This window comes from Nonomuraea sp. CA-218870, from assembly GCF_050936535.1.
Lineage (GTDB): Bacteria > Actinomycetota > Actinomycetes > Streptosporangiales > Streptosporangiaceae > Nonomuraea > Nonomuraea corallina.
Genome location: NZ_JBNJMN010000002.1, coordinates 135,137 through 147,265, shown reverse-complemented (window position 1 = coordinate 147,265; position 12,129 = coordinate 135,137). Strand labels below are relative to the sequence as shown.

Genomic DNA, 12,129 nt, shown 5'->3' with positions numbered 1-12,129 from the left:
GTCGTCAGCCCGGCGGGACCAGCGGCAGCGTGACCACCGCGGCGAACCCGTGGCCGGACCCGCTGGGACGCGGCAGGCCGTCCTCCAGCCGCAGTTCGCCTCCGGCCGCGCCGACCAGGTCGGCACAGATGGCCAGCCCCAGGCCGGTCCCGGTGACGTTCTGGTGCCGGGGCGCGCGCCAGAACCGGCGCAGCGCCTGGTCGCGCTCGGCCGCGTCGATGCCCTGGCCGTCGTCCCGCACGGCGATCACGACCGCGTCGCCGGCGTCCGTCACCCGGGCGGTCACCTCCACCAGCCGCGCGCCCGACAGCCGCAACGCGTTGCTGATCAGCTCGTCCAGGATGCTGCCCAGCCCGCCCGTCGGCTCCAGCAGCCGCAGTCCGGGCGGCACGTCCACCGCCAGCGTCTGTCCCGCGGTCGCCGTCAGCGCCCGCCATCGCTCCACCCGGGTCGCCAGCACCGCGTCCAGCTCCACCGGCGACGCGGTCCTGATGCTCTCCATCCGGGCGCTGGCCTGCAGCGAGTTCAGCAGCCGCTGCATCGCCTTCAGCTCGTCCACGGCGATGTCGTACACCTGCCGTCCGCTGTCGGCCGCGCGCAGGTGGGGCTCCAGGCTCTCCACGGCGAGCCGGAGGCTGGTGAGGGGGTTGCGTAACTGGTGCGAGGCGTCGGACACGAACGCCCGCTGCCGCTGCACGGCGTTCTCCACCGCGTCCATCATGGTGTTGAACGACTCGGCCAGCCGCCGCAGCTCCGCCGGACCCGCCTCGGCGTCGGCCCTGATGGTGAGGTCTCCCTGGGAGATGCGCGAGCTCGCCGCGTCGAGTTCGCGCACCGGCCGCAGCACCCACGCCGACACCGGCCAGGCGACGGCCACGAGGGCGACCAGGGGCAGCAGCCCGAGCCCGGCGAGCTGGACCCAGCGGACGAGGATGCGGTGGCGGGTCTTCGACAGGTCGGAGATCGTCACGACGGCGCCGACGACCTCGCTGTCGCGGCCCACCGGCTCGGCGACCACGAGCGCGGAGTCGTCCCACGGCGCCCACTCCCCCGAGGGCTCGGGCCTCGCGCCTGCCAGCGCCGCGGTCATGATCCGGGGCAGCGCGGGCTCGTCCCGCGCGGCCTCCTGGTAGGCGTCCGCCGGCCCGAGCAGCACCGTGCCCGAGGAGTCGATCACCGCGACCGGAATGCCGTAGAGGTCGTGGTAGCGCGCCAGCTCCCGCTGCAGCGCCTCGCTGCGGCCGCTCGACAGCGCGGTCTCGGCCAGGGAGGCGAACCGGCCGACGTCGTTGAGCCGGTCGACGTACGTCTCCTGCATCTCCCGTTCGGCCACGGTGACGCTGAGCGGCACCCCGAGCGCCGTGACGAGCAGGACCGCGAGGGGGACGAGGACGATCAGCAGTCGGCGGTGCACGGCACGTCAGCCGATCGGCTCCGGCCGGTCGGCCAGCAGGCGGTAGCCGACCCCGTGGACGGTGCGGATGACCGCGGCCGGCCCGATCTTCTGCCGCAACGCGGCGATGTGGGTGTCGAGGGTGCGGCTCGACGACTCCCAGGTGGCGCCCCAGATCTGGTCGAGGATGACGTCGCGGCTCACCACGTCCGGCGCCCGCCGGGCCAGCAGCAGGAGCAGCTCGTACTCCTTGCGGGTGAGGGTCACGGGCGTGTCGTCGACGGTGACCTCGCGGGTGCCCGCGCAGATCCGGATCGGGCCCGCGAGCACGGGCTCGTCGCGGAGGGTCAGCGCGCGGGCCACACGGGTGCGCCGCAGCACGGCGTCGATCCGGGCCAGCAGCTCGGGGATGCCGAACGGTTTGACGATGTAGTCGTCGGCCCCGGCGCGCAGGCCGCGGACCCGCTCGTGCTCCTCCGAACGGGCCGTCACGGCGATGACGGCGGTCTCCGGGCGGTCGCGCAGCTTGCGGATCACGTCGAGCCCGTCGCCGTCGGGCAGGCCGAGGTCGACCAGGACGACGTCGGACGGCGCCGCGCGCACGGCCTCGGCGGCGGTGGCCAGCCGGTGGACCTCGAAGCCCGCCTGCGCCAGCACGGTGACCAGCCCGCGGGCCACGCGGTCGTCATCTTCGATGATGGTGATCCGCATACCGGATTGTACGACCCGGCCTGACTTCTGTGTTGGCCCAGTTTCTTGGGATTTCTCTGACATCTGACGCATTCCTTGGGATTCCTCTGACACCATCCGCGCCTCCGCCGCCCCAAACTGAGGCCGCGCACTCGCCGCAGAACGCGAATGTGATGAACGAGGAGGCCCCCCACATGAGAACGTCCCCCAGATACCGGGCCGCCGCGCGGATGATCGCGGCCATCGGCGTCGTCTCGCTGGCGGCCGCCTGTGCCGGCGCCGGCACAGGCGGCACCGGCGGCACCGCCGGCGGCGAGACCGGAGGCTACCCCGGCCAGAACATCACGTTCGTCGTGCCGTTCAGCGCGGGCGGCCCGACGGACACCGTCACCCGCATGATCGCCGAGCCGATGGCGGCCAAGCTCGGCGGCAAGGTCGTCGTGCAGAACGTCGAGGGCGCGGGCGGCACGGTCGGCGCCGGCGAGGTCGCGCGGGCCGAGCCCGACGGCTACACCGTGCTCATGCACCACATCGGCATGTCGACGGCCCCCGCCCTCTACCAGAACCTCGGCTACCAGCCGCTGGAGAGCTTCGAGATGGTCGGCCTCGTCACCGAGGTGCCGATGACGATCATCGCCCGCAAGGACTTCGCCCCCGCCACGCTGCAGGACCTCGTGACCCACGTCAAGGCGAACGCCGACAAGGTCACGCTGGCCAACGCCGGCATCGGCGCCGCGTCCCACCTGTGCGGCCTGCTGTTCCAGACCGCCACGGGCGTCAAGGTGCAGGAGGTGCCGTACGAGGGCACCGGTCCCGCGCTGACGGACCTCGTCGGCGGCCAGGTCGACTTCATGTGCGACCAGACGACCAACACCAGCGGCCAGATCTCCGCGGGTGAGGTGAAGGCGTACGCGGTCACCACGCCGGAGCGGGTCAAGAGCCTGCCCGACCTGCCCACCACGGCCGAGGCCGGGCTGCCCGCGCTCGAGGTCAGCGTCTGGCACGGCCTCTACGTGCCGAAGGGCACGCCGCAGGACGTCGTGCAGAAGCTGTCCGAGGCGCTGAAGACGGCGCTGGCCGACCAGAAGGTCGTCGACCAGATGGCCAAGCTCGGCACCGCGCCGGTCCCGGCCGAGGACGCGACCCCGCAGGCGCACCGGACCAAGCTCGAAGAGCAGCTCGGCACCTGGGCGAAGGTCATCGCCGACGCCGGGATCAAGGCTTCCTGAGGTGGAGCGCCACCGTTCCTTCCCCGACGTCCTCGCCGGGGGAGTCTTCATCCTGCTCGGTGGCGCGTTCGTGGTGGGGTCGCTCGGCTACGAGCTGGGCACCCCGCTGCGGATGGGTCCTGGCGCCTTCCCGCTGCTGGTCGGCGCGCTCGTGACGGCTCTGGGCCTGGGGATCGTGGTCAAGGGTCTCGTCGCCGGCGAGCTGATCGAGTTCGGCAGGATCCCGTGGCGCGCGGTCGGCATGATCGTGGCCGCGCTGCTGTTCTTCGGGTTCTCCGTACGGGGTCTCGGGTTCGTCCCGACGTCGGCGGTGACCGCCCTGCTCACCACGCTGGCCGGCGAGCGGGTGCGGCCGCTGATGGCCCTGGCCGTGGCCGCCGGGCTGACCGTGGCCGCCACGCTCATCTTCGTCGTCGGACTTCAGCTGCGGATCCCGTTGTGGGGCCCATGGCTGGGTTTCTGACGCGGCATCCGGACTGAGACATGGAACTCCTCGACAACATCGCACTGGGCCTCTCCACCGCCCTCCTGATCACGAACGTCCTCTACTGCTTCCTGGGAGTGCTGCTCGGAACGGCCATCGGCGTGCTGCCCGGCATCGGGCCGACCGCGACGGTGGCGATGCTGCTGCCGATCACGTTCAGCTTCGAGCCGGTGACGGCGCTGATCATGCTGGCCGGCATCTACTACGGCGCCCAGTACGGCGGTTCCACGACCGCCATCCTGATCAACCTGCCCGGCGAGTCGTCGGCGGCGGTCACCGCGCTCGACGGCCACGCCATGGCCCGGCAGGGCAGGGCCGGCGCGGCGCTGGCCGCCGCCGCCATCGGGTCCTTCGTCGCGGGCACGCTGGCCACCGTCGCACTGGCCGTCGCGGCCCCGCCGCTGGCCAGGGTCGCGCTGCGGTTCGGCCCCGCCGAGTACTTCTCGCTGGTGCTGTTCGGCCTGATCGTGTCGATCGCGCTGGCGCGCGGCACGGCGCTCAAGGCCCTGGCGATGATCTTCCTCGGGGTCCTGCTCGGCACCGTCGGCCAGGACATCTACACCGGCACCCCCCGGTTCACCTTCGAACAGCGCGAACTGTACGGGGGCATCGACTTCGTGTCGGTCGCCGTCGGCATGTTCGGTGTGGCCGAGATCCTGCGCAACCTGGAGAACCAGCAGACCCGCACGGCCATCGTCAGCAAGGTCAAGAACCTCTGGCCGACGCGGGAGGACCGGCGCCGGATGGCCGGCCCGATCCTGCGGGGCACCGGTCTGGGCGCCGCGCTCGGCGTCCTGCCCGGCGGCGGCCACGTGCTGGCCTCGTTCACCTCGTACGCCGTCGAGAAGCGCATCTCCAAGCGGCAGCAGGAGTTCGGGCACGGCGCGATCGAGGGCGTCGCCGGCCCCGAGTCGGCCAACAACGCGGCCGCGCAGACCTCGTTCATCCCGCTGCTCACCCTGGGCCTGCCCGCCCACCCGGTGATGGCGCTGATGGTCGGCGCGTTCATCGTGCACGGCATCACCCCCGGCCCGAACGTCATCACCGAGGAGCCCGCGCTGTTCTGGGGGCTGATCGCGTCGATGTGGATCGGGAACGTGCTCCTGGTGCTGCTGAACCTGCCGTTGATCGGCATGTGGGTGCGCATGCTCCGCATCCCGTACCAGGTGCTGTTCCCGATGATCATCCTGTTCGCCTCGATCGGCACGTACTCTCTGGGGTTCAACGCCTACGACGTCTACGCGATCGTGCTCTTCGGGCTCCTGGGCTACATCCTGATCAAGTGCGGCTGCGAGCCGGCCCCGCTGCTGCTCGGCTTCGTCCTCGGCCCGCTGCTGGAGGAGAACCTGCGGCGGGCTCTGATCATCTCCCGCGGTGACGCGTCGGTCTTCTTCACCCGGCCGATCTCCGCGGCGCTCCTGGTCCTCACCGTGGCGGCCCTGGTGATCACGGTGCTGCCGGCCATCCGCAGGCGCCGCGAGATGGTGTTCACCGAGGACGAGTAGAGGCTCTCCGCGCGCCGGGGCGGACCCGGCGCGCGATCCCGGTCGCGATCAGGAGGGCCAGTCGAGGCGCTCGGCCAGGAGCGCCTGCTGGGCGGGGTTGGCGGTCAGCGCCAGCGCCCGCTCGTCGGCCCGGCGGGCCTCGTCGCGGCGGCCCAGAGCGCGCAGCAGCTCGGCCCGGGTGGCGTGGAACAAGGGGTAGCGCTCCAGCGCCAGTCCGTCCAGCTCGGCCAGCGCCGCCTCCGGCCCCCGGACGTGCCGCAGCGCCACGGCCCGGTGCAGCCGGGTCACCGGCGAGGGCGCCAGCCGCAGCAGCAGGTCGTACAGGACCAGGATCTGCGCCCAGTCGGTCGCCTCGAAGCTCCCGGCCTCCGCGTGGCAGGCCACGATCGCCGCCTGCACCTGGTACGGCCCCGGCCGGTGATGGGCGCGGGCGGCACGCATCAGCAGGGCGGTGGCCGCGGCGATCGCGGGACGGTCCCAGAGCGAGCGGTCCTGGTCGGCCAGCAACACCAGGCGCCCGGAGTGGTCGAACCGGGCCGCGGCGCGCGCCCGGTGCAGCCGGATCAGGGCCAGCAGCCCCGCCACCTCCGGCTCCTCGGGCATCAGGTTCGTCAACAGCGCGGCCAGCCACTCGGCGTCGTCCACCAGGTCACGCGCCTGGGTCCGCTCCGGCGTGCTCGACAGGTAGCCCTCGTTGAACAGCAGGTAGACGACGGCCAGCACGCCGTCCAGCCGCTCGCCCAGCTCGTCCCCCGCGGGCATCCGGTACGGGATCCCGGCCTCACCGATCTTCCGTTTGGCCCGGGTGATGCGCTGGGCCACGGTCGCCTCGGGCGCCACGAAGGCCGCGGCGATCTGGGCCGTGCTCAGCCCGCACACCACCCGCAGGGTCAGCGCGATCCGCGCCTCGGGGGACAGCGCCGGGTGGCAGCAGGTGAAGATCAGCCGTAGCCGGTCGTCCCGCGGTCCCGGCTCCGGCGGGCGCAGCCGGGACAGCTTGGCCCGGTGGTTCGACTCGCGGCGCAGCACGTCCAGGCCCCGCCGCCGGGCCACGGTGAACAGCCAGGCGTCCGGCCGGTCCGGGATCCCGTCGACCGGCCAGCGCCGCAGCGCGGTCTCGACCGCGTCCTGCACCAGGTCCTCGGCCGCGGCGAAGTCGCCGAGAAGCGGGACCAGGGACGCCGCCAGCCTGCCGGCGTGCTCGCGCACCACGCGCGCCAGCACGTCCCCGCTCGCTCCCCCGGGACCGCCGCTCACCGGACCGGGCGGATCTCCACGATCGGGCAGGCCGGCCAGTCGCGGGCCATCCTCAGCGCCTCGTCCAGGTCGTCCACCTCGACCTCGGCGAACCCGCTGACCACCTCCTTGCCCTCCACGAACGGCCCGTCGGTGACCACCGGGTCCCCCCGGTCCAGGCGCACCGTGGTGGCGGTGTGGACCGGGGCCAGATGCGCCTGATGAGTGATCTTGTCGGCGTGGTCGGCGAACCACTTCCCGACCGCCGCGTAGGCCGCCTCGCGTTCCAGCTCGCCCATGGCCTCCAGCTTCTGGGCGAACTCCGCGGTCTCGACGAACATCAGCACGTACTTCACGGCGTCCTCCTGGGTTCTGTTCCGGGGCGGGGCTCACCGCCCCCTTACCCATCTGACGATCGGCGCCGGCCCGGATACGACAGATCCGGCGCCGATCATCGGGACGTCGCCGTTGACGAGCGGCTACCCCCTCTCGTGCGCGAGAGGCCGTGAAGGAGTGAGCAACGCCGACAGCGCCCAGCGGCCCGGCCCGAGCGCGGCGATGAGCAGGAAGCCCCAGCAGAACAGCGCGGCCTTCTCCCCGCCGTTCTCGATCGGGAACAGCGCCTGCGGCTGGTGGACGACGAAGTAGGCGTAAGCCATCGTCCCCGAGCAGACGACGGCGGCGGCGCGGGTGGCCAGGCCGAGCATGACCAGGACGCCGCCGACCAGCTGGATGACGGCGGCCCACCAGTCGGGCCACTGCGCGAAGCCGGGCACCTCGCCGAGGGGGCCGCCCAGCACGTCGAAGAGCGTCGCCACGCCGTGACAGGCGAAGAGCAGCCCGATCACGATCCGGTACAGAGCCAGGAACAGCCCTTGATCCTTGACCAGCGATTCCACTGAGGTGTCCTTCCGACGGGGGGTGGCTGGTTCTCTTGCTCCGGGACGCTCATGGGAGCGCTCCCAAGAGCGTCTCCGCTGCCGCGCCGGAGCGTCAACACAGCGCCTCCCGAGGCGGAGCCCGCCGCCGCCCGGCGAACGCCTGGCATGCCCGGACACCTCGGCCCCGCCCGGGAGATACTTGAAATTTTCATCATCTCGCGGCTCGTGCGTGTCCCGAGCCGCTCCCTCGCACGCGCCGGACGCCCCTTCGTGCCGCGTACGGATACGCATTGTTCTAGGCGCAGATGCCGGAGTCGCCCTAAAGGACGATGAGCGACCACACTCGCGCGGCGGAGAGTAGCGGTGAAGGTGGGACCGTCCACCTAGCAGGTCGTCAGGCGGACCACGCCGCGAGGAGTTCCGCCGGGCCGTACGCGGCGTCGAGTCCCGCACAGTCGGTCCCGCTGCGCGAGGCGGCGACCACCGGGACGGGATCAGACGTGAGAGCGGCGCGGTGTCGGTGCAGCGCCGCGAGGTCGTGCCGGTCGAACGGGGAGTTCTCCAGCCACTTCACCGAGCCGACGAACAGCAGCTCCTTGGCGATCGGCGCACGGTCCGCTCCCACGATGTCGATCTCCACGTCGTTGCTACGGGTCCAGTAACCGCCGACGACGGGGGCGGCGGGCAGGTTCGCGTCGGGCAGCAGCCGTGCCAACGCCTCGCGCACCAGAGGTTCGACGGCCCTGCCGCGCCAGCTGGTCCAGTTCTCCCGGATACGCCGCAGCGTCAGGTCACCTCGGCCCCGCTCGATCTCCTCCATCGCCGGGCCCAGGAGCTTCAGCCAGAAGCGGAGGTAGGAATCCTTGACCCGGTAACGACGATCCTTCGAGGGCCGGGTGGAAACAGGAAGCTCTGCCGCGATGACCCGCTTGTTCGTGAGAAGCTCCAGCGCCCGATGGAGCGGAGCCGCCCCGATCCCTCCGGCGGCGCGGGCGATGTTGGTGAAGTTCCGCTCGCCGCTGCCGATCGCTGAGAGGACAGTGCGGGCCTGCACCTGCTGGGGGAACTCCGCAGCGAGCGAGCGCTCCGCCGACACCAGCAGGGCCGAGACCGGATCGCTGAGCGAGGCATGCAGGAACTCCCACATTCCCGCACCATGCGGCCACTCTGCGCAGATCAAGGGCAGCCCACCGGTGATCAATGCCGCGTCGAAGGCCGAGGCCGGCTCGAGGCCGAGCATCTCGCCCACCTCCGCCGGGTTGAGCGGGCCGAGCACCATCTCCCGTCCGCGCTGATGGAACGGACGTCCGTAGCTGTTCAGCGCTTCCATCATCGACAGGTCGGAGCCGATGAGAACCAGCAGAACCGGTTTCGTCTCCAGCGCTCGGTCCCAGGCTCGCTGAAGCATGCCTTCGAAGGCGCCATCCACGTCCATCAGATAGGGCACCTCGTCCAGGACCACCACACTCGCCCGGTCCTGTGGCAGTGCCGCCGCCAGTACGTCGAAGGCGGCATCCCAGCTCGCCGGACGGGCGGCGGACAGGAGATTCGCGAGCGGAAGGGTGGACGCCTGCGCGTCCCGGCCGAGTCTCTCCAGGTCCGCCTCTGGCGAGGCACCTGTCGCGGCGTAGAAGAGGAAGGGCGCACCAGACCTCTCGGCGAACCGCTCCACCAACCGTGACTTACCTACCCGGCGCCGGCCTCGTAGCATCAAGCACCGACCGGGCCGCTCCCCACCGATCCCGGCCGTCACCTTGCTCAACTCGCGATCCAGCGCCTCGAGCTCGCGCCGCCTCCCCACGAAGGCTGTCATCTCGCCCCCAGGCCGCCTACTAACAAGAAGGTTAGTAACATCAATGTTAGTAACATCAATCTTAGCAATATGCCAGGGCGGACGTGACCAGGACACCGGTGTGACCCGCGAAGGTGTCGGCCAGCGCGCCGAGAAGTCGCGTACGTCGGATGCGCCGACCGGCTTGCCGTAGCGCTTGCATTGGATGGCGTGGCGGCCATGGCCCGGAACGAGGGCACGCGCAGCCTCTCTGCCCGGATCATGCGCTGCCGGAGAATGAGTCCGCCGACGAGTAACACGACGAGCAGCCAGGTGAGGCACCCGGCTCAGCGCAACGTCGCCGTGAAACTGCGGCCGTAGGCGTGGCGGGTCGTCGCCTCGATCAGGGTCCCGCCCGGCACCCGCCGCACCCGTACCCCCTCGTCCGCCGCGTCGAGCCGCAGCCGCGGCCCGTGGAGCACCACGCCGACCCGGTCGCGCTTCATCGTCGGGTCCGACAGCGCGACCATCGTGCGGTCACCGGTCCGCAGCATCACCGAGGCGGGCCCGTCGACCAGCATCCGCCCGGCGCGCCGCGGCCCTTCCGCGAACACGTTGGCCGCCACGATCCCCAGCGTCTCGTGCTCGACCGCCTGGACGTGCCGGTTGTTGACCAGCACCTTCAGCGGCCCGCCCCGGTAGGCGCGCAGCCCGGCCTCGGCGGCGTTCGGCACCAGCGCGTACGCCAGCCCGGCCGCCCGCTCCCCCGCCGGATGGGTGACCGAGGCGGTGAAGACGTTCCTGGTCACGCTCGTGTCGGGGTTGCCGGTCCGTACGACCCTGCGGCTGCGGGTCACCGTCTCCACCCCGGCGGTGACCGGCTGCCGGGTGAGGAAGGCGTACCCGACGGCGGTGCCGCGGGTGGCGTTGGCGTAGCGCAGCCAGCGGGGCGCGTCCGTGTCGCCCGGCTGCCGGGCGCGCCCGTCCCAGCGCTCCCCGGTGACGGCGACTGCCTCACCCGGAGCGGCGACGCGGCTGTCCACCGTGGTCACCGCCGCCCGCCCGTCCTGCCCCGAGACCCCCGCCACGAGCACCACGATCTCGTCGTCCAGCATGAACCACGACTTGGTGGCCAGGGCGTTCCGGTACGCCACGAAGTCCTCCGGCAGCAGCCCTTCCCGCTTGGCGGCGTAGGCCACGTCGTCGGACTGGACGAACCCGGCCACCCCGTACGCGCCCAGCGTCGCCCCGCCGGAGAACGCGTTCCGCCCGCGCGGGAAGTACACGTACGTGTTCTGCGACTCCGACGAGGAGGTGAAGGTCAGCGGATGGCCGGGGTTCTCGTACCAGAACCGCCCGTACAGCTCGGGCACCGTGCGCCGCTCCTCCACGGGCGCGGTGACCCCCGCCAGCCGGTACGGCGACACGACGGTGAAGTAGTCGACCCCGAACGCCTCCCGCTGGTCCTCGCCCGCCAGGTAGAGGTAGGAGGCCCCGTCGCCCTGGAACCAGGGCATGAGGTTCTCCCCGTTCATGTACTCGTACTTGCTGATCCGCTCCGAGCTGCGGGCCAGCGCGAACGCGTACCCGGGCCGCCAGTGCACCGTCCGGTCCATGGCGTTGAAGGCGACGGACCGCGCGGGCGGGTTCAGGTCCGCTGCGGGGATGGAGGTGTCGGCGCGGATCTCCTCGTAGCGGGCGATGCTGACCGGGGAGACGAACACGCCGGTGTCGACGGCGGGCAGGTGCTTGACGTACTTGCGCAGCGCGAGGGCGCTGTCGCCGCCCACGTGGTCGGTCAGATCGGCGACGGCCTCCACGATCACCCCGACGTCGGCGTACCCGGTGGTGGTGCGGGAGACCGCGCGGCCCTTGACGATCTCCATCATCCAGCCCTCGAAGATGAGCGGGGCGAAGCCGTCGGTGATCCACCGGTAGACCACCTCCCCCAGCCCCGACCCGGTGGTCGCGCCGTCGAGCGTCTTGAGGGTCTGGACGACGCGGGTGAGCAGGATGCGCCCGTAGGAGCCGGTGTAGGCGACCGAATGGTGCTGGATGAACGAGCCGTCCTCGTAGTAGCCGTCGGTGACGCCGTGCTTGAGACGGTACGGGTCGATGGTGGCGAAGACGGTGGCCTGGTCGGCGATGGCCTTGGCGACGCGGGCGTCGTCGGCGGTGAGCGCGCCCTGGAGGATGCGGTTGGCGGTGATGTCGGCGAGGTTGGCGCCGGTGTGGAAGCGGGAGCCGAGGTCGACGTCGCCGTTCTCGCCGTTGCGCAGGTAGCCGTCCATGGTGGCGACGTACGTCGGGATCAGGTCGGGGTGTTCCAGGCGTAACCGGTCGGCGAGCAGCACGAGGGTGCGGCCGGCGTGGGTGGGGATGCCGATCTCCCAGGTGTGCCAGTTGCCGTAGTAGCCCGTCGTCTGGTCGCCGAAGTGGCGCTCGTGCAGCCACCGCAGGCCCTCGACGACCCGGCGCTGGACGGTGGCGTCGCCGTCCAGTTCGCCGCCGGGGGTGCGGGTGGCGAGCGCGATCTCGTACAGGTACTGGAAGGCCTGCCGGAGGGCGACGTCGTCGGCGCCCAGGGTCAGGCCGGCGAACAGCTCGCCGTCGCCCGCCCGGTCCATGGCGGTCAGGCGCTGCCTGGCGGTGGCCAGGATGGCGGCGAGCTTGGCGGCGACCTCGGGGCGGGTGTTGCTGTCGAGGGTGCCGGCGAGCATGGCCACGGTGTTGGCGATCAGCCGGGCGTGGTCGGCCCCCGAGGCGGCGGCGCGCGCGGGCGGTGCCGCGGCGAGCAGGCCCGCGGCGGGAATCAGGGAGAGAACCTGGCGACGGGACAGCTGCGGCACGGCGGGCTCCAGGCGATCGGGCGGCACCTCACATGATCCTCACTTGCCGTCCTGAAATCCACAGTCAGAGCCTGTCGCGCATGAGAAGGAA

At 71.7% G+C, this 12,129-nt stretch carries 10 protein-coding genes; 3 read left to right on the top strand and 7 right to left on the bottom strand.

Annotated features, from left to right (window positions below; translation table 11 throughout):
• Positions 1-4: 4 nt before the first annotated feature.
• Positions 5-1,414: an ATP-binding protein gene (locus ACQEUU_RS29375; RefSeq protein WP_433072322.1), complete on the bottom strand. Its 1,410-nt coding sequence runs from the start codon at positions 1,412-1,414 to the stop codon at positions 5-7.
• Positions 1,415-1,420: 6 nt separating this feature from the next.
• A complete protein-coding gene (locus tag ACQEUU_RS29370; RefSeq protein WP_433072320.1) occupies positions 1,421-2,104 on the bottom strand; it encodes a response regulator transcription factor in 684 nt (227 codons plus the stop codon).
• A 173-nt stretch (positions 2,105-2,277) separates the two neighbouring features.
• Here ACQEUU_RS29370 and ACQEUU_RS29365 point away from each other — a divergent pair, with 173 nt between their 5' ends.
• From ACQEUU_RS29365 to ACQEUU_RS29355, 3 genes are read left to right on the top strand one after another with little or no spacing between them, the layout of a single operon-like run.
• A complete protein-coding gene (locus ACQEUU_RS29365) occupies positions 2,278-3,312 on the top strand; it encodes a tripartite tricarboxylate transporter substrate-binding protein (RefSeq protein WP_433072318.1) in 1,035 nt (344 codons plus the stop codon).
• A gap of 1 nt (position 3,313) precedes the next feature.
• Positions 3,314-3,775, top strand: coding sequence for a tripartite tricarboxylate transporter TctB family protein (locus ACQEUU_RS29360; protein WP_433072316.1), 462 nt, complete (start codon positions 3,314-3,316; stop codon positions 3,773-3,775).
• Between the two features lie 20 nt (positions 3,776-3,795).
• On the top strand, positions 3,796-5,301 hold the full coding sequence (locus ACQEUU_RS29355) for a tripartite tricarboxylate transporter permease (RefSeq protein WP_433072314.1): 1,506 nt from the start codon (positions 3,796-3,798) through the stop codon (positions 5,299-5,301).
• A gap of 48 nt (positions 5,302-5,349) precedes the next feature.
• On the opposite strand, the gene ACQEUU_RS29350 is transcribed toward ACQEUU_RS29355, so the two are convergent.
• The 5 genes from ACQEUU_RS29350 to ACQEUU_RS29330 all read right to left on the bottom strand — a co-directional run bounded on the left by ACQEUU_RS29350 (position 5,350) and on the right by ACQEUU_RS29330 (position 12,065).
• A complete protein-coding gene (locus ACQEUU_RS29350; protein ID WP_433072312.1) occupies positions 5,350-6,558 on the bottom strand; it encodes an RNA polymerase sigma factor in 1,209 nt (402 codons plus the stop codon).
• Positions 6,555-6,893, bottom strand: coding sequence for a YciI family protein (locus tag ACQEUU_RS29345; protein ID WP_433072310.1), 339 nt, complete (start codon positions 6,891-6,893; stop codon positions 6,555-6,557). The genes ACQEUU_RS29350 and ACQEUU_RS29345 overlap by 4 nt, the downstream gene beginning before the upstream one ends.
• Positions 6,894-7,016: 123 nt before the next feature.
• Complete coding sequence (locus ACQEUU_RS29340) at positions 7,017-7,436, bottom strand: DoxX family protein (RefSeq protein ID WP_433072308.1); 420 nt, start codon at positions 7,434-7,436, stop codon at positions 7,017-7,019.
• Between the two features lie 376 nt (positions 7,437-7,812).
• The gene (locus ACQEUU_RS29335) at positions 7,813-9,231 is read right to left on the bottom strand and encodes an ATP-binding protein (protein WP_433072306.1); all 1,419 of its coding nucleotides are present in this window, start codon (positions 9,229-9,231) and stop codon (positions 7,813-7,815) included.
• Positions 9,232-9,536: 305 nt separating this feature from the next.
• On the bottom strand, positions 9,537-12,065 hold the full coding sequence (locus ACQEUU_RS29330; RefSeq protein WP_433072304.1) for a polysaccharide lyase family 8 super-sandwich domain-containing protein: 2,529 nt from the start codon (positions 12,063-12,065) through the stop codon (positions 9,537-9,539).
• Positions 12,066-12,129 lie beyond the last annotated feature (64 nt).

Coding starts and splice junctions, on each gene's coding strand:
- ACQEUU_RS29370 (WP_433072320.1), bottom strand. CDS start 2,104: ATGCGGATCACCATCATCGAAGATGACGACCGCGTGGCCCGCGGGCTG.
- ACQEUU_RS29365 (WP_433072318.1), top strand. CDS start 2,278: ATGAGAACGTCCCCCAGATACCGGGCCGCCGCGCGGATGATCGCGGCC.
- ACQEUU_RS29355 (WP_433072314.1), top strand. CDS start 3,796: ATGGAACTCCTCGACAACATCGCACTGGGCCTCTCCACCGCCCTCCTG.
- ACQEUU_RS29335 (WP_433072306.1), bottom strand. CDS start 9,231: ATGACAGCCTTCGTGGGGAGGCGGCGCGAGCTCGAGGCGCTGGATCGC.